This is a genomic window from Eikenella sp. NML03-A-027 (genome assembly GCF_001648395.1).
Lineage (GTDB): Bacteria > Pseudomonadota > Gammaproteobacteria > Burkholderiales > Neisseriaceae > Eikenella > Eikenella exigua.
Genome location: NZ_LXSM01000002.1, coordinates 1 through 20,060 on the forward strand (window position 1 = coordinate 1; position 20,060 = coordinate 20,060).

Annotated in this window: 17 protein-coding genes, 1 tRNA gene and 2 pseudogenes; 2 read left to right on the forward strand and 18 right to left on the reverse strand. The window is 58.7% G+C overall.

Going from position 1 to position 20,060, the window contains the following annotated elements; translation table 11 throughout:
* Positions 1-121: 121 nt before the first annotated feature.
* The 11 genes and pseudogenes from A7P96_RS00010 to A7P96_RS11330 all read right to left on the reverse strand — a co-directional run bounded on the left by A7P96_RS00010 (position 122) and on the right by A7P96_RS11330 (position 7,106).
* Positions 122-206, reverse strand: a tRNA-Leu gene (locus A7P96_RS00010).
* Between the two features lie 135 nt (positions 207-341).
* Positions 342-625: pseudogene (gene yhbY / locus A7P96_RS00015) on the reverse strand (ribosome assembly RNA-binding protein YhbY).
* A gap of 97 nt (positions 626-722) precedes the next feature.
* Complete coding sequence (sodA, locus tag A7P96_RS00020) at positions 723-1,346, reverse strand: superoxide dismutase [Mn] (RefSeq protein WP_067442411.1); 624 nt, start codon at positions 1,344-1,346, stop codon at positions 723-725.
* Between the two features lie 304 nt (positions 1,347-1,650).
* Positions 1,651-2,457 carry an RNA methyltransferase gene (locus A7P96_RS00025; protein ID WP_067523805.1) on the reverse strand — a complete coding sequence of 269 codons (807 nt, stop codon included), beginning with the start codon at positions 2,455-2,457 and terminating at the stop codon, positions 1,651-1,653.
* Between the two features lie 8 nt (positions 2,458-2,465).
* Positions 2,466-3,086 (reverse strand): lysophospholipid acyltransferase family protein, encoded by a 621-nt coding sequence (locus A7P96_RS00030; RefSeq protein WP_067523807.1) that lies wholly within the window; start codon positions 3,084-3,086, stop codon positions 2,466-2,468.
* Positions 3,083-3,703: a riboflavin synthase gene (locus A7P96_RS00035; protein ID WP_067523809.1), complete on the reverse strand. Its 621-nt coding sequence runs from the start codon at positions 3,701-3,703 to the stop codon at positions 3,083-3,085. The genes A7P96_RS00030 and A7P96_RS00035 overlap by 4 nt, the downstream gene beginning before the upstream one ends.
* Before the next feature lie 84 nt (positions 3,704-3,787).
* Positions 3,788-4,858: an LPS export ABC transporter permease LptG gene (gene lptG, locus A7P96_RS00040; RefSeq protein WP_067523811.1), complete on the reverse strand. Its 1,071-nt coding sequence runs from the start codon at positions 4,856-4,858 to the stop codon at positions 3,788-3,790.
* Entirely contained in the window at positions 4,855-5,967 is a 1,113-nt protein-coding gene (gene lptF / locus A7P96_RS00045) for an LPS export ABC transporter permease LptF (protein ID WP_067523816.1), read from the reverse strand. The genes lptG and lptF overlap by 4 nt, the downstream gene beginning before the upstream one ends.
* A gap of 143 nt (positions 5,968-6,110) precedes the next feature.
* Complete coding sequence (locus A7P96_RS00050) at positions 6,111-6,467, reverse strand: RidA family protein (protein WP_067523818.1); 357 nt, start codon at positions 6,465-6,467, stop codon at positions 6,111-6,113.
* A gap of 178 nt (positions 6,468-6,645) precedes the next feature.
* Positions 6,646-6,915: a hypothetical protein gene (locus A7P96_RS00055; RefSeq protein WP_067442397.1), complete on the reverse strand. Its 270-nt coding sequence runs from the start codon at positions 6,913-6,915 to the stop codon at positions 6,646-6,648.
* Positions 6,916-6,971: 56 nt separating this feature from the next.
* On the reverse strand, positions 6,972-7,106 hold the full coding sequence (locus tag A7P96_RS11330) for a hypothetical protein (protein ID WP_255361150.1): 135 nt from the start codon (positions 7,104-7,106) through the stop codon (positions 6,972-6,974).
* Here A7P96_RS11330 and waaA point away from each other — a divergent pair.
* Positions 7,105-8,373 carry a lipid IV(A) 3-deoxy-D-manno-octulosonic acid transferase gene (waaA, locus tag A7P96_RS00060; protein WP_067523820.1) on the forward strand — a complete coding sequence of 423 codons (1,269 nt, stop codon included), beginning with the start codon at positions 7,105-7,107 and terminating at the stop codon, positions 8,371-8,373. The two genes, A7P96_RS11330 and waaA, sit on opposite strands and share 2 nt — an antisense overlap.
* A 144-nt stretch (positions 8,374-8,517) precedes the next feature.
* Here the strand turns inward: waaA and A7P96_RS00065 are convergent, their stop codons facing one another.
* Both A7P96_RS00065 and A7P96_RS00070 read right to left on the reverse strand, forming a co-directional pair.
* Positions 8,518-12,414, reverse strand: coding sequence for a translocation/assembly module TamB domain-containing protein (locus A7P96_RS00065; RefSeq protein WP_067523821.1), 3,897 nt, complete (start codon positions 12,412-12,414; stop codon positions 8,518-8,520).
* Positions 12,415-14,256 (reverse strand): autotransporter assembly complex family protein, encoded by a 1,842-nt coding sequence (locus A7P96_RS00070; protein WP_067523950.1) that lies wholly within the window; start codon positions 14,254-14,256, stop codon positions 12,415-12,417.
* Between the two features lie 389 nt (positions 14,257-14,645).
* Here A7P96_RS00070 and sstT point away from each other — a divergent pair.
* Positions 14,646-15,888, forward strand: a pseudogene (gene sstT / locus A7P96_RS00075) (serine/threonine transporter SstT).
* Between the two features lie 75 nt (positions 15,889-15,963).
* On the opposite strand, the gene speD reads toward sstT, so the two are convergent.
* The 5 genes from speD to A7P96_RS00100 form a co-directional block, all read right to left on the reverse strand.
* Positions 15,964-16,317 carry an adenosylmethionine decarboxylase gene (gene speD, locus A7P96_RS00080; protein WP_067523822.1) on the reverse strand — a complete coding sequence of 118 codons (354 nt, stop codon included), beginning with the start codon at positions 16,315-16,317 and terminating at the stop codon, positions 15,964-15,966.
* Between the two features lie 152 nt (positions 16,318-16,469).
* Entirely contained in the window at positions 16,470-18,029 is a 1,560-nt protein-coding gene (locus A7P96_RS00085; protein ID WP_082887869.1) for a DUF4178 domain-containing protein, read from the reverse strand.
* A gap of 9 nt (positions 18,030-18,038) precedes the next feature.
* Positions 18,039-18,395, reverse strand: coding sequence for a hypothetical protein (locus A7P96_RS00090; RefSeq protein ID WP_067523827.1), 357 nt, complete (start codon positions 18,393-18,395; stop codon positions 18,039-18,041).
* A 36-nt stretch (positions 18,396-18,431) separates the two neighbouring features.
* Positions 18,432-19,472 carry an SPFH domain-containing protein gene (locus A7P96_RS00095; protein WP_067523951.1) on the reverse strand — a complete coding sequence of 347 codons (1,041 nt, stop codon included), beginning with the start codon at positions 19,470-19,472 and terminating at the stop codon, positions 18,432-18,434.
* A 141-nt stretch (positions 19,473-19,613) separates the two neighbouring features.
* Positions 19,614-20,012 carry a DUF350 domain-containing protein gene (locus A7P96_RS00100; protein ID WP_067523829.1) on the reverse strand — a complete coding sequence of 133 codons (399 nt, stop codon included), beginning with the start codon at positions 20,010-20,012 and terminating at the stop codon, positions 19,614-19,616.
* Positions 20,013-20,060: the final 48 nt, after the last annotated feature.

A 20,060-nucleotide genomic window follows, 5' to 3' on the forward strand; every position in this document is an offset into this window, starting at 1 on the left:
GGAAGGGGAAAGGATAACTTGAATCAGCCTGAAAGTCTTGTCTGTATTGAGTTTGGCTAATTGCATTGGATGGCGTTAGACGTAAAAAAACAGCCCGAAAATTTGGGCTGTTTTGTGAAGATGGTGCGGACGGAGAGACTCGAACTCTCACACCTCTCGGCGCCAGAACCTAAATCTGGTGCGTCTACCAATTTCGCCACGTCCGCGGGAAAGGCGGCATTATACTGCAATATGCCGGTTTGGCAAGATGCTGTTTGAAATCGGATTATATTGCGGAATAACGAATCAACCAACACTGATACGGCTTTGGCCTGCCCTGCATGAAAAAATGTGCAGCCGCCCTACTCTTTTTCTTCGGGCTTCGGCCGCCACAACACCAGCTGTTTGCCGATGTGCTGCACCAGTTCGGCGCCGGTGGCGGCACAGAGGCTTCGGCAATGGCGATGCGCTCCTGCCTGTCGTCGCCGGCCACTTGCACTTTAATCAGCTCGCGGGCGGTGAGGCGGGTGTCGGTTTCTTTGATAACAGCCTCGGTGAGTCCTTGTTTGCCGATGAGCACGGTGGGGCGCAGTTGGTGGGCTTGTTGTTTGAAGCAGTGGATGTCTTCGTTGCTGAGTGTTGCCATTTTATTGATTGGTATTTGCTAAGTGATTGGAATTGGAAAAGGCTACCTGAAAATGCCGAACGGGCTTTCAGGTAGCCTGTTTCAGAAAGATAGACACTTAAGCAGCCACGCTTTCAAAACGGCGGGCGGCTTCGTCCCAGTTTACTACTTGCCAGAAGGCTTTGATGTAGTCGGGGCGACGGTTTTGGAATTTCAGGTAGTAGGCGTGTTCCCACACATCCAAGCCGATAATCGGGTAGCCGGACACACCGGATACGGCCTGTCCCATCAGCGGGGAGTCTTGGTTGGCAGTGGAAACGGCTTTGAGCTTGCCGTTTTCATATACCAGCCAAGCCCAACCAGAGCCAAAACGGGTAGCAGCAGCTTTTTCAAACTCGGCCTGGAAAGCTTCCACGCTGCCGAAATCACGCTCGATGGCGGCTTTGAGCTTGCCTTGCAGAGTGGTACCGGTTTTCAGGATTTGCCAAAACAGGCTGTGGTTGGCGTGACCACCGGCATTGTTACGCAGAGGAGTACGCACGTTTTCGGGCAGCTCGGCAAGGCGGGCAATCAGCTCTTCGGCGGACAGTTTTTCCCACTCGGGCAGTTTGGCCAACACGGCATTGGCATTATTTACATAGGCCTGATGGTGCTTGCTGTGGTGGATTTCCATGGTTTGCGTATCGAAATGTGGCTCCAGCGCGTCATAAGCATAGGGTAGTTCGGGCAGTTGGTATGCCATAATTTGTTTCCTTTTTCAGATGTGTTTTGCATAGCTGAAGCAATTATTTCTTCCTGCTACGTTGACTCGCCTTGTTAGGAAGAAATAATTGCTTCAGCTACAAGGGTGGTAATGATAAGTGTTATCCCCTGGCAATTCAAGGTTTTTTACAGCCTTCCATAATAGGGATGATACGGCTTTGACTCGCCTTGCCGTACTATTTATACCATCTACAGCTCGCCACCTTGTCTCATCCCTATTGGGAACGACTACACAAGATGGAAGTTTACCTGAAACTTTCAGGTAGCCTTCCCCTTCCCTGCCCTTAATCCCTCAGCTGCTGCAAAATCCTGTTCCACAGGCCGCGCAGCAGGTCGATGTCTTCGCGGCTGGGAGAGGCGCGATCGAAGAGGCTGTGCAGGCGGCGCATCATGCGTTCTTGGTTGCGGCGGTTGGCAAAGCCGGTTTGTTCGATGATTTGCTCCAAGTGGTCCACCATGCCGCGCGTTTGGCTTTGTGTGGCGGGCGTATGTGCTTGTTGCAGCTGGCTCATGCCGATACCGGTTTGGCTGAAAATTTCGTAGCACACCACTTGCACGGCCTGGGCGAGGTTGAGCGAGAAATAGGCGGGATTGCCGCTGATGGTGAGCAGGCGGTTGCAGCGCTGCACTTCATCGATGTTCAGGCCGAAGGTTTCGTTGCCGAATACGAGGGCTACCTGAAAACCTTGCTGCGCAGCCTGCAACAGCTCGGGCACGAGTTCGCGCGGGGTGTGCAGCGGGGCGGAGAGCTCGCGGCGGCGGCTGGTGAGGGCGCAGCTCAATACGGTGTCGGCCAGCGCTTCATCCAAAGTGGCCACAATTTGCGCCTGCTCCAGCACGTCGCGCGCGCCGGAAGCGAGGATAAAGCTTTCTTCCGGCAGCTGGAACGCGGTGGCCTGGGCGGCATCGAAAGCAGGCGGCTCGGGGGTCATCGGCGTAGCCATCAGGTTGGGCGCGACCAGGGTGAGGCGGCTCAAGCCCATGGTTTTCATGGCGCGGGCGGCGGCGCCGATGTTGCCGGGATGGCTGGTGCGGGCGAGCACCACGTGGATGTGGCGCAGATAGTCGGGAACGGTGGGGGTGTTGGTCATATCAATTATCAATCGGTTTCGGCCATCTGGGCTTCACGCAGCGGCAAAGACAAACGATGCTTATGCTTCGGCTCGATGCCGCGAAACAGCGCGGCCAGTGCGGCGTGGTCGGCGGCCATGTCGGCGGTGGGGGTAAACAGCGGCAGGAAGCGCACTTCGCGCCGCCCGTAGTCGATCGCCACCGGCAATACCGGCACACCGGCGCCGCGGGCAATCCGCCAGTAGCCGCTTTTCCATTTGGGCGCGGCGTGGCGCGTGCCTTCCGGCGAGATGCCGAGAAACAGCTGCCCGCTGCGGTGGAAGGTGGCCACGGCTTCGTCCACCACGCCGCCGGCGCGTTCCCTATCCAGCGGCATCACACCCGCCCAGCGCAAAAACGCCGCCAAACCGGGCACAGCAAACAGGCTTTTCTTGCCGAAGATGCTCATTTTCAAATCCAAAGCCAACAGAGCAGGTAACACATATAGCCCGTCGAAATTCGACGTATGCGGCACGGCCACCACCACACATTTGGCCACATCCGGCACGCTGCCTGCAACGCGCCAGCCCAACAGCCGGAGTAAAGCGGCCGCCACTCGGCGGCTGATTCCGCCGCCCCGGCGCGGCACTTGCGGCGGCAGCGGCATCATGCCTTTGCCCTTTCCGCCAAAATCCGCGCTACGGTGTCCACAATCACCTGCGTTTGCGGATCGATTTCCACATTCACCCGCTCGCCGGCGCGGCGGCTGCCAAACAGCGTGCGACTCAGGGTTTCGGGAATTAGGTGCACATTGAATTCGCTGTCGCTTACCGTGCCGATGGTGAGGCTGCAGCCGTCCAGCCCGATGAATCCCTTAGGGAAAACATAGCCTTTCAGGTTTTCAGGTAGCCTGAACCAAACAGTGCGGTTCAGCCCGTTCGCTTCGATGCGGCTGATTTCGGCGGTGGCCGTGATGTGGCCGCTCATGCTGTGGCCGCCGATTTCGTCGCCGAAGCGGGCGGCGCGCTCGATGTTTACTTTGTCGCCCGGCTGCAATGCGCCCAGATTGGTTTTGGCCAGTGTTTCGCCCATCAGGTCGAAATCTGCCGCGCCGTTTTCGTATACGCGAGTGATGGTGAGGCAGCAGCCGTTGTGCGCCACCGATGCGCCCACGCGCAAATCGGCATCCGCGCCATCGGGCAGGCGCACGGTGTGGCTGCGGAAATCGGGCGCGCGCTGATCCACGGCCAGTACTTCGCCCAAGCCTTGTACGATTCCTGTAAACATGGTTTCTCCTTGATTATATTGATTTTGAAACGGAATAAAGGCTACCTGAAAAATGCCAAGCCTGGTTTTTCAGGTAGCCTTTCCTCAACGCGCTTCCTGCCGCCTAATCAGCCAGGCGGCGGCGATGGCAAACACCGTGCCGGGCAGGATGGCGGCGCCGAGGGGCGGCATGTTGGAGAGTTGGGCGATGTAGCCGGAGAGCAGCCCGGCGAAGTGGAAGGCAAGGCCCAGGCAGATGCCGAGGAACAGGCGCACGCCGATGTTGCCGTGGCGCGAGCTTTGCGGGGTGAAGGCGAGCGCCACCAAGGCCATCACCGTGCAAATCAGCGGGTAGAGCAGCTTGCGCCACCAGGCGGTGGCATAGGCGGCGGTTTGCTGGCCGTTGCTTTGCAGGTGGTCGATATACATTTTCAGGCTGCGGGCCGACATTTGGTCGGTGTCGACCAAAAGCACGCCGAGCAGCTCCACGCCCACGTCGCTTGGCCATTCGGCGCTGGCCAGCCGTTCGGTTTGGGTGCGCTCGGCGGCAATATGGGTGCGCGCCACCTGTTTGAGCGTCCAAGTGCCGTTGCTGTTTACACGGCCTTCGGCGGCCTGCCAAGCGGATTCCAGCGCGGCGTGTTGGTTGTAGCGGTAGATGCGGATGCCGAGCAGGCGGCCGTCGGGCAGCATTTCGCGCACGTTGATGTTGTCGCTGCCCTGCCGAAACCACAGGCCGCTGCCGCCCAGGCTCACGGTTTGCTGCACGGCATGCAGGCGCAGCCGCTCGGCGCGTTGTTCCATATAGGGGGCAACCCATTCGCCTAAAGCCACGCCGATCAGCCCGGCCAGCAAGCCCACCGAGGCCACGGTGGCGATGATGCGCTTGAGCGAGGCGCCGCTGGTGCGGATAACCGTCCATTCGCTGGCGGAGGCGAGCTGGCTCAAGGCGGCCAGGCAGCCGATGAGCACGGCCAGCGGCAGCAGGGTATACATGTGCCCGAACAGGCGCATGCCCACATACAGAATCAGGGTGAGCACGGTGTAGTTGCCGTTGCCCACGTCGTCCACGGCATTAATCACTTCAAAAAACGAGAACAGCGCCACTAAGGCCATAAGCGCGTAGAGCGTGGCCGTGCCCAAGCGGCGGATTAGATAACGGGTGAGCAGTTTCATGCCGGTTTGCCTCCCAAGGCCAGGCGCAAGGCCTGCCAAAACGGCCGCGAGGGCTGGCTGCGCACGCGCAACAGCAGCACGGCCAGCATCAGCATCAATAGATGCGGCACAATCAAGCCCGGCCACAGCGGAATTTTGCCGCTGCTGATGCCGTCGCGCACCAGCGTGAGGCCGTTCTGATAGAGCAGAAACATGCCGATGGCGATTAAGAGGCTGTAGCTGCGGCCGCTGCGGTTATCCATATATGAGAGTGGTAGCGCCAACAGCGCCAAAATCAGCACGCTCACCGGCATGGTGATACGCCACATTAATTCGCCGCGCAACTCTGGGTTGGTATTGCCCCACAGTTTGGCGGTGGGCACGGTGCGGCGGTGAATATCGCGCTGCACCAGCTTGGGCGCGGTGCCCACCACCAAATGCAGCCGCTCAAACGATACTTCGTCGTAATCCGCCATGCCGGGTATGCCACTGTAGCGGCGGCCGTTAAACAATTCCAGCGTACGCTTATTGCCTGCTTCGACAAAACGGCCGCGCTCGGCGGTAATCAGCGTATCGCGCCCCTGCGCATTTTGCTCGCGAATAAACAGATTGGCCGCATCACCACTGCCCGCATCGAATTTTTCCATAAAATACACGCGCGGTGTGTTGCTGCCGAATTCCTGAAACACCCCCGGGCGCACCATGGAAATATCCTGCCGCTGCTTTAGCACCTCGGCAAACTCGTGGCTACGCGCATCCGCCCACGGCATTACTAGCATCGACACCAGCGCCGTGAGCAGGGCGAAAGGCACGGCAAAAGCCATCAGCGGCTTAATCCAGCCGTAGAGGGAGAGGCCGGAAGAAAGCCAAACCGTCATTTCGCTGTCGCGCCAATAGCGGGAAAATACCGTGAGCGCGCTGATGTAGGCCGTGAGGATGAGCACGATGGGCATCAGCGCCACCGTCCAAAACGCCACCAGCGTGGCCACTGCATCCGCCGCCACCTTGCCGCCGGCTGCGCCGCCCAACAGTTTCACCGCCTGCACCACCACCAGCGTAGCCAAGAGCAGTACGAATACGCCCACCGCCGTTTGCGACACTTCTTTAATAAATTTTCTTTGATAAACCATATCGTTCCGTAGTTGTGCCGATTTCAGGTGGTCTGAAGCACATTCTTTCATACAAGGCGAACCACTGTTGTAAAAAGAAATTAAGTGCTTTAGCTATATAATAAAGAAACGGCGCGGATTGTACGGCAGAAGGCCACTGCCTGTCATACCGTGCGCTGCAAAGCCGTAATCTTGATTTCCACTTTCCAGCCTGCATCTGCTAATGCGGCTTGTACGCAGGCGCGGGCGGGGGCTTTGCCAGGGGCTACCCAGGCATCCCAAACACGGTTCATGCCCGCGTAGTCGGCCATATCGGGCAAATAGATTACCGCTTCGCAGATATGTGCCTTGTCTGAGCCGCAGTCGGCCAGAATCTGGTCGATTTGCGCAAGCACATCGGCGGTTTGCGCTTCGATATCGGCTTCGGGGTTGGCAGGTACTTGGCCAGAGAGGAAAACGAAACCGTTGGCTATCACAGCTTCAGAATAGCGTGCGGCGGGGAGATGGTGGCAGATAGTCATGGCAAATCCTTTCTTTGGAGGAGTGGGAGAAACGGGGAGAAGGCTACCTGAAATTTTTAATTTCGTTGAAACTCATGCTTTCAGGTAGCCCGTAGGCTGGGTATGAGTGCCCGACTTATTGCGGCTGCGGCTTGGACAGAAATTCCAACAAAATCATAGATATTTGCACTGCAGCTCATCATAACCAGCATTTTATAAACATTTGCTGGCGGCTATACAACGTGCTGACATCCCAGTTTATCAACGCAACCCATAAAAACAAAACTGCTGCACCAATCACTTCAACAAAATCGACTCGGGAAATCCAGCCGTTTTGAAACCATAGGTAAAAAGCCATCAACCACACCTCCAGCGGGCCACCTAATAGTGCGCGAACAATCGGCACCCGCCATGGGTAAGGCGGTTTGGCGGAAACTGCTTCTTGCGGTTTGTTTTGTTCCATTTCCATTGACCTTTCTGTATCACTGTGAGGCTACCTGAAAACACCGGCCGTAGCGTTATATTTCACTTCACCAAATTCATTTTTTCAGGTAGCCTCCAAACTACCTCCAAGCTACCTGAAAGCGTAAGCTTCGGCGCAGCTAAAATAATGTCTTGGCGCAGCCAAGGCTGAATCTCTGCAAAAACAAACCATCCCATGCTCCCCGCCCTCTACCGCCTGCTTACCCGCCTCCTCGGCCGCCCGCTGGCCCGCCACCTGCTCGCCAAGCGCAGCCGCCGTTCCCCCGCCTATCTGCTGCATCAAGGCGAGCGTTTCGGCGAGCCGCTGGATAATCCTGTGCAGCACGCTATTTGGGTGCATGCCGTGTCCGTGGGCGAAACCCGCGCCGCCGTGCCGCTGGTGCAGGCTTTGCGCCGCCGTTTTCCCGATACCCCGCTGCTGCTCACGCAAATGACGCCCACCGGCCGCGCCACCGCCGAGAGCTTGTTTCCCGATGCCCAATGCCGCTATCTGCCCTACGACCACCCGGCTTGGACAGCCGCCTTCCTCGCCCAGCATAAGCCGCGTTTCGGCATCATCATGGAAACCGAAATCTGGCCGAACCTGCTGGCTGCATGCCGCGCGGCCAATCTGCCCGTGTTCCTGGCCAACGCCCGCCTCTCCGAGCAATCCGCGCAGGGCTACCGCCGCTGGCCGTCCCTGTTTGCCCCCGCCCTGCAATCCTTCCGCCGCGTGCTCGCCCAAACCGAAGCCGATGCCGAACGCCTGCGCGGCATCGGCGCGGAAAACGTGCTGGTGTGCGGCAACACCAAATACGACATCGCCCCGCCCGCAGCCATGCGCGGGCTGGCCGCAGCGTTTAAGCAACGCATCGGCAGCCGTCCCGTTGTGGTGTGTGCCAGCACGCGGTTTCATCAAAATCAAGACGAAGCGCTGCTGCTGCTGCAAGAGTGGCGGCAGTATCAAGGCGATGCGCTTTTAGTAATCGTGCCGCGCCATCCCGAGCGCTTCGATACCGTGGCTGAAGGCGCGGCTGCACTCGGCCTGCGCGTGCAGCGGCGCAGCGACGAAGCCCCCGTGCGCCCCGACACGCAAGTGTGGCTGGGCGACAGCATGGGCGAGCTGTTCGCCTACTATCTGGCCGCCGATATGGCCTTTGTGGGCGGCAGCCTGGTGGACACCGGCTGCCAAAACATCATCGAACCCATCGCCTGCGGCAAACCCGCCCTGTTCGGCTATTCCACCTACAACTTCGCCGCCGCCTGCGCGGGCGCATTGGCTGCCGGCGCCGCGCTTCAGGTAGCCACTCCCGCCGAATGGTATGCCGCCGTACAACGCTGGCTGGCCAACCCCGCCGAACGCGAACGCTTCTCCGCCCAAGCCGCCGGTTTTATCCAAGCCCACCAAGGCGCGAGCGAGCGGATTGCCGAAGCCATATGCACGGCCTTGGAGGAGGCTGCCTGAAAACGAGGTTTCCGAAAGAAGCCGGGTTTCTGCAAAGCTAAAATGTGAGCTTCAACGCCGTTCAAACGGGCAACGCAAATTTCTGCACAACCAAACATCCAGCCAAGCCAAAACTTTGTAGCGGCAGCTTGGTCGAATGGCGCGCTAATCGAAGCGGATGGTGTAACGCACTTCACCGCCCACAGAGTCAGTGCCCACGCGGCTGATGGCCTGCAGGGTGCTGTTGATCTGCCAGATCAGCTTCACGGCCTGGTTGGCGCTGGTTACGCTGTATTCGTAGCCTAGATAGAGCTCGTTGGTGATGCGCTTGCCGAAGGTGATGACTTGTTCGGCGGGGTTGAGCTCGCCGGTTTGGGTGTTGCGGGTACGGCGGGTGGTCATGCCGAAGTCGTCGAGGAGGCCGATTTTGTCGTTGATGTTGCCGGCCAGGAAGGCGCCGGCGGCGGCGGCCACGGTGGCTTCGTCGCTTTCGTTACCGCTGCTGGCGCGGCCGAGGATGAGCCAGGATAGTTTATCTTTGTCGCTCATCGGCTCGTTGGATACGAGGCTCACGCGCGGGTTGTCGAGACTGCCGAGCACTTCCACGCCGGCGCCCACGGGGGAGTATTTGCGGGTGGCGCGCAGGTTGAGGTTGGGCGAGGCGATGGGGCCGACGAAGGAGATGTGGCCTTTGTTGATGACGAGGTCTTGGCCGTAGGCTTTGTATTGGCCGCGCACGATGTTTACGGTGCCCACTGCGCGCACGTTCTCTTTGGGTTTGGCGCTGAGAGTGAGCTTGCCGCCGAGCAATACATCCAGCCCTTGGCCGCTGAAGCGGAAGTTGTCGTTCAAGTCGAGGGTTATGTTCATCTCGATGGGGGTGGCGGTGCTGGTTTCGGCGGGTTTTTCTTCGCCGAGCACCACCACGTCGTCATCGAGCCCGGGCATGCTGGATTTTTGGAAGCCGAAGTGGCCGCTATCCACTTTGAGCTCGCCGTTGAGCGCCATGCCGCGCCCGGGGTTGTAGAGCAGTTGGCTGTTGCCGCTGAGGGTGAGCTTGCGGTTGGGGTTGTCGAGGATGGGGTAGCGGGTGAATTGGGCGTTTACGTCTACATCGGGGGTGGTGCCGGTGAGGTTGACGCGGCCTTTGAGCTCGACGCTGCCGTCTTTGCGGGTGAATTTGAGCGAGTCGATTACCCAGTCGCGGCCTTGGAAGCGGGAGCTGAGGCTGCCGTTATCCAGAATCACGCCGGTGTTGCGGTCGCGGTAGTAGAGGTTTTTGCCGGTAGCGGTACCGTTGAGGTTGGGCTCGCCCACGTTGCCGGACACGGTGGTGTCGATGGCGAGTGCGCCTTTGGCGCTCATGCCGCCGGGCAGGAGGTTACGGATGGCGTCGAGCTCGGGGATGTCGAGTTTCAGGTAACCATTTATCGGGGCTTGGCTGATGGCATTGCCAAACTGCTGGCTCACGGCCACGGAGGCGTCTAGCGTGCCATAGCGGGTTTTGCCGGTGAGGCGGTTGTCGATGCGGCCGCTTTGGAAGCGGGTGTCGAGCACGAGGTTGCTCAAGCCCAGCGCCTGCTGGCGATAGGGGATAACCACGTCGCCGGATTGCTGGGTGAGTTTCAGGTAGCCTGTGGCGTCGCGGCTGTAGCGCAAGTCCCAATCGCCGGCCACCACGAGCTGCAGCTTGACGGATTTGTCGTCTTTGCCCAGGCCGATTAGGTTGTCCAGCTCTTGCAGGTGCAGATTGGTAGCGTTGCCTTTGCTGCTGATGCCGCTTTGTTTTTCCCACACGAAATTGTGTAGGTTGAGGCTGCCGCCCATGGCTGCCCAGCGGGCGTTGTCGAGACGCACGCGTTTGGCGCCGGCTTCGATTTGGATGGGGTTGAGCAGCTTGAGGTTGAAGGCGCCGCTGATGTCGAGCTGGCCGATGCGGCCGTTCCACTGCTGTTCGTTGTTCAGCCCGCCGTTGGCGGCCAGATTGAGACGGAAGGGCTTGCCGCTGAGGCTGAGGCTGCTGTTGCCGGTGATGCTGTGGCTTTTGCCGCTGCCGTTGGCGTTGAGGTTGATGTTGTCGATTTGGGTGCTGCCGATGTGGATTTTCCGGCCGTCGAGCTTGATGTTGAGCGGCTGGTTGAGGTCGGGCGAGCCTTTGAGGTCGAAATCGAGGTGGTCGATGCGCACGACGTTCTGCACGGCAAGGCTGTCAGCATGGCCGTGCAGGTCGGCGGTGAGCTTGGCGGGATCGCCGGAGAGGAAACCTTGGGCTTTCAGGTAGCCTGTGAGGCCGAAGCCGAAGAGATTGAGGTTGGGCGCGTCGATGTCGAGATTGAGGCGGTCGCCTGCCTTACCGAAGCTGCCGTCGGCGTGGATGCGGTTGCGGCCGAGCAAAAGGTGGAGGTCGGCTTTGGGCAGGTGGTCGTTTTGATAACGCAAATCGGCCTTGCCGGCGAGGGGTGCGCCGGAGAGCTGGCTGTTTTGCCAATCGAGCAGGAGGTGCAAATCGGGGTTTTGGCCGAGGCTGCCGTCGAGCTTTACGCTGCCGTTCATGCTGCCTTGCGGCAAATCGGCCAGCACGGCGGCGGGGTTGAAGCGGGTGCTGTTAACGCGGGCGGTGATTTTGCGGCCTTGGAAGAGCTCGAGCAGGGCTTCGCCGTGCATTTCGCCGTCGTTTGCGGGGGTGATTTTCACTTGTTGCAGACTGATGCTGCGCTGGCGGTTGGTTTTGTCGGTGAGCAGCTGGAAGGTACCGCTGGTGGCGGTTTGGCCGGCTTTAAGCTGCCAATCGGCCTGCGGGCTGCCAAGGCTACCTGAAAGCTTGATGTCGCCGTCTAGGCTGAGGTCGAGCTTTTGTTTGAGGATGTCTTGCAGTTTGAATTGCTGCACGGCGGCATCCACGACCATGTTCTGGTTGGCACTGTCGATGTTGCCGTTGAATGTGATGCGGCCGCCGGCGGCCAGCTCGGTATCGACATTGTCCAGATGCAGTTTGCCGCTGGTGTCTACTTTGAGTTTGCCGTTGATGCTGGCTACGGGGATGCCGTTGCCGTTGATGGGCGCGGGGGCTTGGTTGCGCACTTCGAGCAGGCCGGCGAGGGTATCGGCTTCTTCGGCGGGATTGAGCGCGAGGTTGAACACCAAATCGGCGGTGGGCAGGGAGGGATCGAACCATGCGGGGTTGATTTGACGGCCGTCGATGTTGAGGTTGACGATTTTGCGGTTGAGCAGCGGCTCGAAGGGACGCAGTTTACCGTTTACGGCAAAGTGGGAATCACCGTTGTCCAGCTGGACGAGCAACTCGGGGTTTTGCAGGCTGCCGTTCATGGCCACGGCGCTGTCGGCCTGTTTGCCGTCCAGCTCGCCGCTGCCCACGATTTGGCCGTCGAGCTTGAAGGGGGTGGCGGTGTTGAGTGTGGTACTACCGCTGAAATTATGCCAGGGCAGGCGCAGGGAAACGATGTTGAGCTTGTGGTTTTGGTGGTCGAACTGGTAGCTGACCGCGCCGGATTCCACCACCGGGTTGTTGCTTTTGCCCAGCAGGATGCGGCCGACTTCGATTTTCTCGATCTGTACGCCCAAGGGCAAATCCACGCTTTCAGGTAGCTTCATCGGCGGGCGGTCTTCTTTGGGCGGGATGGGTTTGCTGATGATTCGGATATCGCCGGCGGCCAGGCGGTTGACGTGCAGCTGCCGGTGCCACAATTCATTAGGCTGCCATTGCAGCGCCACGCTGCTGATGTCTAAATCGGTACCCTCGGTGGCTACCTGAATGCCGCTGCCTTGAAAGCCGCGCCACAGGCTGCCGTTCAATTCCTTCACGCTGATGTTCACACCGAACCAGGAGGGGATTTTGGTGATGCCGAAGCGCAGGCCGGATTCGGTGCCCACCAGCCACACCACGGCTGCCACCAGAAGCGTGAGCAGCAGCAAAAAGGCGGAAAGCAGGCGGCGCAGCCAGCGGCGGCGCGGCTTCTTCGGCGGAGTGTTGCCGGCAGCGGCTTCATTTTCAGCTTCGGGCGGCAGGGTGTCGGAATCAACGGGTAGGGCGGTGTCGGTCATTTAGAATCGGGTTCCCAGGCTGATGTGCCAGCGCAGTTTGCGGTCTTGGTGGCCGTAGGCCAAATCGAAGGAGAAGGGGGCAATCGGGCTAAACCAGCGCAGGCCGACGCCGCTGCCGTGATGCCAGTTCATGTTGGTGAAGTTGTGGCTCACCGAGCCCATATCGTGAAACAGCGCCAACGCGAAGTTTTTGCCGATTGGTTTTTGATATTCGAAGCTGGCCACGGCCAAGGCGCGGTCGGGCAGCACGGAATTATTCGGGCCTTTCAGGCCGATACTGTCTTGCTCATAGCCGCGCACGCTGTTGGCACCGCCGCTGCGGAATAGTAATACGGAGGGCACATCCAAATCTTGGTTGGAATGGGTGTAGCCCAGTTCGCCGCGTGCGATGAAGGTGCCGATGTTTTTGTGTTCTTCAGGCGTGAAATAGTAGCCGGCGCGGCCGTGCACACGCTGCACTACGGCGGAAGAGCCGAGCGAGCCGACGGTGGAGCCTACCTTGCCTTCCAAATAATAGCCGTTGGCCGGACGCAGCAGGGTTTCGATGTTTTGGCGGCGCCAGGCGGCGGTGAGCATCAGCACATTGCTGCGGCCGAAGTCGGGGCCGCCCACAACGCGGCGTGATTCGGTGATGTATTCCAGCCCGAAACGTGCCTCGATGCCGTCGCGGTCGCGCACGCGCCAGATGCCGGATTGGAGGGTGTTTTTATCCAGCTTCTGCGTGGTGGAGCTGTTGTAGGCGATGTTGCCTGTCCAATACCAGCCGTTGCTGTTGCGCGGTTGGCTCAGGCCGATGCTGGCGCTTTTTTCGTAGCGGTTTACGTCGGTGGCGCCGGCAAACACATAGCCTCGGTTGAACACATTGTAGTGTTCGTAACCCAGGCGGATGCCGGGGCCGTCTTTGGAGTCGTAGCGCAGGCCGATATCGAATTTCTGGCGCGGCACTTCGCTCACCGACACCAACAGCGGCACGTGGTCGTCCACCATTTTGGAGAAATCGGCCTCCACCTGCGCGCGGCTGTAGTGGCTGTCTTGTTCCAGTGCCTGTTGGTAATCCAGGATTTTGTCGAAATCGTAGGGTTCGCCGGGCTTAAACTGCGCCATGCCGGTAATTACCGAGGCAGGGTAACGCTTGTTGCCGCTCACTTGAATATCGCCGAAATACACCGGTTGTTTGCTGTCTACGCTCACAGAGAGCACGGCTTCGCTGGTTTGCGGGTTGATGGTGGCGCGGCTTTCGGTGAGCGAGGCCAGCGGATATTTATAGCGGCGCACGGCGGAGAGCACCGCGTCTTTGCTGCTGCTCCACTCGCTGTTCACAAACGGCTGACCCACCGGCAAGGCCCAGTTGGCCATGGCGCGTTTATAGTAGTTGGCCAATTCGGCGTCTTCCAACACCTTGCCCACAATCGACACTTCCACATTGCTCACCTGCGGGCGCGGCCCGGGTTTTACCGTGATGCGCCAGCCGCGGCCATGTGGGGTTACCTGAGTATCGGCGCGGAAATAGCCTTGTGAGCGCACAATCTGTTTGATTTCGTCTGGCGCTTCTTCGGCCAAAAACTGCATTTGTTCTTGGTCAATATCCGCATCCGGCTCGGTTTGGCGGTTGATAATGGAAAGATGCTCGCGCAAAAGTGCGGCCAAATCGGCAGGCGCATCAATGGAAATGGGGAAAGGCAGTTTGTTGGGATTAACCGTGGTGGGCTGCTCGATCGATTCTTTTTCTTTATTTTTTTGCGCCGAATTGGCAGCCGCCTCCCCTGCCTTGCCGTCGGCACGGGCGGGCAGGCTCAATAGCAGGGCGGCGATCACGGCGAGAGGAAATAGTGGGGTTTTCATGGGCAATCTGCAATCAATAAACATCAAGCCGGTGTGTGCGGCAAACGGCGGCATATTAGCATTTTTGCCTTACGTTTTATAGTAAAGGCAGGCAAAAGAAATCAAGGTAGTAAAGGCTGCCCGAAAGGTATGGTTGAGTTTGATTATCTAAACTGCCTGTTATTGTGTTTTTCAGGTAGCCTCAATCCATCTAAAGGTTACCTGAAAAACTTGCCTGCTCCGCCACAGGCGGCCCGTGCAGGCAGTTGCTGTTGGTAAATATTTGTGCTGATACGTTCATTTCTGTTAAACTGAACTCCTTTTTTCACCCGGAACCATAGCTGAAGCGAGCCGATACGCTAGAAAACAATGGGCTTTAGCCATAACAATCACACAATCTAGGGATTCGTATGCAAAACAACACTCAAAGGGAAAGCCCGTTCGGCCTTTTCAGCAGCCTGGGGCTGGTAACGCAGATTGCCATCGGCCTCGTGCTCGGCATTTTGGTGGGCGTACTGGCGCGCAACACCACTGCCGCCGGGGCGGTGGTGGAAGTAGGCGTGATTTTGGGCAGCCTGTTTGTGGGCGCGCTCTAAAGCTGTGGCACCGATTTTGGTGTTTGCTCTGGTAGCTTCCGCCATCTCGCAGCACCGTAGCGGCAACCCCACCAATATCCGCCCGATTTTGGTGCTGTATCTGGTGAGCACGTTTGCTGCCTCGGTAGTGGCCGTGGGTGCGAGCTTCCTGTTCCCCTCGCAGCTGCTGCTCAGCGGCGTGGAAGCGGCCAGCAATGAAGCGCCCACCAGCATTGGCGAAGTGATGCGCCACCTGCTGATGAACCTGGTTTCCAATCCGATTCAGGCACTGGCCAATGCCAACTACATCGGCATCCTCGCCTGGGCGTTGGTGCTCGGCACGGCTTTCCGCCAAGCTAGCGAGCAAACCCGCACACTGATCAACGACGTGGCCGAAGCCATTTCCAAAGTGGTGCACGGCATCATCCGCTTTGCCCCCTTGGGCATTTTCGGGCTGGTGTTGGTCACCATCGTGAAAGAAGGTTTCGACAAACTGGGCTTCTATCTGCACCTGTTGGCCGTATTGCTGGGCGCGATGCTGTTTGTGGCACTGGTGGTGAACCCCATCATCGTGTTCGCCCAAACCCGCCGCAACCCTTTCCCGCTGGTGTTTACCTGCCTGCGCGAAAGCGGCGTAACCGCCTTCTTTACCCGTTCTTCCGCTGCCAACATTCCCGTGAATATGGCTTTGGCGAAAAAACTCGGTTTGCATGAAAACACCTATTCCGTATCCATCCCGCTGGGTGCTTCCATCAACATGGCTGGTGCCGCCATCACTATTACTGTGCTCACCTTGGCCGCGGTGCACACCTTGGGCATCGCCGTGGATTTCTGGACGGCTCTGCTCTTAAGCGCGATTGCCGCCATCGGCGCCTGCGGTGCATCTGGCGTGGCCGGCGGCTCGCTGCTGCTGATTCCCATGGCCTGCAGCCTGTTCAACATCCCCAACGACATCGCCATGCAGGAGGTGGGGGTGGGCTTCATCATCGGCGTGATTCAAGACTCTGCCGAAACCGCCCTTAATTCCTCCACCGACGTGCTTTTTACCGCTGCCGTGGATCAGTCAAACAAACGCTGATTGTTTGGATTAAGAGCTAAAAGAAAGGCTACCTGAAAATTTTCAGGTAGCCTTTCCCATCTATCTGCCGCAAACCTATAACTCACTACCGCGCGGATGGGTTTGCCAAACGCTGTGTTCAGCTTCCAGGGCGTGTTGCAGTGTTTCTTTTGCTGCTTCAGGCCGCAGGTGGCCGCAGAGGAAGATATCGATGGCGGCGAAACCGTGTTCGGGCCAGGTGTGGATGCTGAGGTGGGATTCGGCCAAGAGCAGTACGCCGGTTACACCGCCTTCGCCGCCGAAGGTGTGGAAACGGCTCTCGAGCACGGTGGCGCCGATGTGGCGGGCAGTATGCTCCAATGCAGTTTTCAGGTAGCCTTCGTTGCGCAGCAATTCGGGCGGACAACCGTATAAATCAAGCAGGCCATGGCTGCCGGGGCTATGGCTCATTTATGCCATCCAGAAGAATAGCCACCGCCCACGCGCGAGCCGTTGTAGGAACGGCTGCTGCCGCTGCTGCCCATGAAGCTGTAGTTGTAAAAGGTGCTGACCAGCATAGCTATGATGCTAAAAATCAAATAAGTATTTCTCGACATTTTGTTTCACTCATCTTCATCGTCGTCATCGCCACTGAACACATTGCCGCGCTTCCCCAGGAAATACAGCACCATCACCGACAGCATTGCGGCAAGGGATACATCTTCTTCTGAAGCCAGCATATTCAACCACGCCGGCACGTTGATGATGACAAACACTATTATAAGCAGCAGCATCAGCCCGTTCGACGGACGGTCCGCATGCATATTGGCGCTGTATTGCGGAGTATCGTTCTCGATCCCGAACCAGCTAAACACGGTATGGTAGGGAACGGTGGTGCTTTGGCTCCAGGCGGCTTCGTGCCGGTTGCATTCGGCGCAGAGTTTGCCGTTGCTGTTGAGGCGGTAGTCGCTGTAGAAATCCACATCACCTTGGCGGATGTGCCAGTAAAACGCGCCGGCAGCGAAAACCACGCGGCCGCCGTAATCGTAGAGTTTGGGTAGGCCTTGCGGCTGGAACAAATCGCCATATAGGCGCGGCCACACATTGAGCGTTTCCGACACGCTCCATTCACCGTCACCGCTTTCCACCAGCCACATAAAGCCGGCCTGCGGCTCGAAGAGCAGGTATTCCGTCCAACGCCCGACGGGCACGATGCCGAGCGGCTTTTGGCCGAACATCAGGTTGAACGCATCTTCCGGCTCCAGTTCGTCTTTACGCACCGCGCCGATGAGGATGTAGGTGCGGTTGTTAATGCGGGCTTCCGAGCCGATTTTCAGGGTGAACGCATAGGCTTGCGCATCGCGCCTATTATTGGCTTCTAGCAATTCCAGCTTGCCTTCTGCCGCATCCAGACCGCTGCCGCAGCTGGGGCAGAGGATGGAAGGCGTGAGGCCGGTAATCCATTGAACGGGCGAGCCGCAGTTCGGGCAACTTTCGGCCTGACGTGTGCCTTTTAGCCGACCTGCGCTATCGGCCACCTGCTCGCTGCTACGGATGTTGGCGAGTTGTAAGTCGGCCAGCCTCACTCCCTGCCCGATAAAGATTTCGGGCGGCGATTCGGCATAATCCAGTGTGAGGAAGGCTTGCTCGCAGCGCCAGTCGGCTACTTGGTTCTTCATCTGCGGCGGCACGGCAAAGGGCAGCTCGCCCTGTGCGGCGGCCTGCTCCAGCACGATATCGCGCACGTCGGCCGCCCAGAAGCGTTTGTTGCGGTATATCAGGCTGCTGCGGCCGGCCACCAGGCTGGAAAATTCCGGGATTTCCTGCAAAGGTTCGGCAGCTGGCAGGGTGAAGACGTATTGGTCGCCCGATTCGGAGAGCCAGCCGTTGGCGCCGTCTTCAAACTGCACATACCACTCGTTCCACATGCCGGCATCGTATTTGGCCTGCAGGCGGCCGATGATGGCAAACGGGCGGTTGGCAAATGTGCCGGAGGTGCCGATTTGCAGCGGGCTGAAGTCCTCTAACAGGGCGGAATCGCGGCCGCTGTCGATAATGCCTGCGCCTTGGCGCACCAATAGGCTGTGGCAGAAGCCGCACACCAGCGTAACCGCTGTGGCCAAATGCGCGTGCACGGGCGCGCCGCAGCTGGGGCAGTCGGCTTTGAAGAAGGGTTCGCTCATGATGGGTTCCTAAAGGGCGGGCGGTTTGGCGGCAAATTTAGCAGCAATCTCGGCGGCCGTTAAATCGAAGCCGTCGCACAAACGGGCATAATCACGGCTGGCTAATTGGGCAACGGCTTTCAGGTAGCCTGCAAACTCCAGAAAGATAGGCTGGTTTTGTGGCGTAAGGCAGAAAATGCCGTTGATTTGGTGCGAATCGCGGAGGCGGCTCACCACGGCGCTGAACGCATCCCAATCGGCGGCAGCCTGCTCCGGCGCAACGGCCTGCAAGTCGGCAATGGTTTGCAATTCCTTTGCAAAATCGAGAATGGTGGGCCGGCTTTGCAGATGTTTGGCGATGACTTGTACGGGGTTTGTGGTTGGCATGATGGTGGGATTTGGCTTTCAGGTAGCCTCAGCTGATCAACCAATCAACTGCTTGAGCACTTCGGCTTTGGCCTTCTCGTAGTCTTCGGCAGAAATCAGGTTGCCGTCGAGCAGGGTTTTGAGTTTGGCCAGCTTGGCTTGCGGGTCTTCGGCGGCGGGAGCAGCCGGAACAGCAGGCTGGGCGGCAGGAGCGGGGGCAGCTTGGGCAGGCTGTTGAGGCTGCGTCATGCCGCTCATGGCGCCGGCCATGGCCTGGCCGATGCCGGCACCCACACCGAGGCCGGCGCCGATACCGGCGATGCCGCCTTCGTTTTGCGCAGCCATCGGAATAGCGGTGGCGGTTTGGTATTGGGTGAATTTGCCCATATCACCGATGATGCCCATCGACATTTTGCTGTCCAGTGCTTTTTGCACGTTTTCGGGCAGGCTCACGCTTTCCACGGTGAAGTTTTCCAGCGTGAGGCCGAGTTTGCCAAACTCGGGCAGCAGCAGCTCGTTCATTTTCTGAGACAGCAGCACTTGGTTGGCGGCCATATCGAGGAACGGGATGCCGGAAGTGCCGAATGCAGCAGCCAGCTGGGTCATGGCGAGGTTGCGCAGCTGCTGTTCGAGCTGCTCGCCGCTGTAGGAGGCGCCCACGCCGGTAACTTCGCGGAAGAAGGCGGCGGGATCGCTGATGCGGTAGGCATACATGCCGAAGGAGCGCAGCTGAATCACGCCGAAATCGGCATCGCGCACGGTAACCGGCTGGGAAGTGCCCCAGCGGCGGGCGAGCTGCTGGCGGGTGTTGAAGAAGTAAACGTCGGATTTGAAGGGCGACTGGAATAATTTATCCCAGTTTTTCAGGTTGGTGAGGATGGGCAGGGTTTGGGTGGTGAGCGTGTAGCGGCCGGGCTGGAACACGTCGGCGGCTTTGCCTTCGTCCACAAACAGGGCGGCCTGCGCTTCGCGTACGGTGAGGCTGGCGCCGTTTTGGATTTCCTGGTCGGCCACGGGGAAGCGCCACATCAGCAGCCCTTCTTCGGGATTCGGCCATTCGATAACGTCGATAAACTGCTTCTTGATGAAATTGCCCAGCATGGGGATTCCTTTCTTGATTAGGATAAGGGGAAGGCTACCTGAAAACGAGGTTTCCGCAGGAAGCTAAGTTTCTGCGAAGCTAAAATGGGACAAATTTCTGTGAAACGAAATTTCAGGTAGCCTGTTGTGCATGCGTTATTACGCCAAACAGGCGGCGTTGAGCAGCCCCACCGCCACGGAAATCACGGCACAGAGCGTGCCCACGGCCACGTTATTGCCGGCCAGCTCGGCAGCGGAATCAGGCACGAGGCGGGTGGCGGCGAAATACACCACAATCTGAATCGCCGCAGCAGCCCAACCCCAAAGCACGAAATCCAAAAGCCCAACGCTGTGGGCGATGCTGGAGGCCAAAGGCAGGCAGAAGCCGATGAGCGCGCCGCCGAAGGAAAGGGCGCAGGCCAAGTTGCCGTTTTTAATCAGCTTTAATTCGTCGGCCGGAGTGATGCGCAGATACACGACGGCGAACAGTGAAGTCATGCCCAGGCCCACGGCCAGGTATTGCAGATACGACAGATATTGTTGCAGGGAAATGCTCATGGGTTGCCTTTGCAATCAGGGTGGAAAAAAGGCCGCCACAGCGGCAAT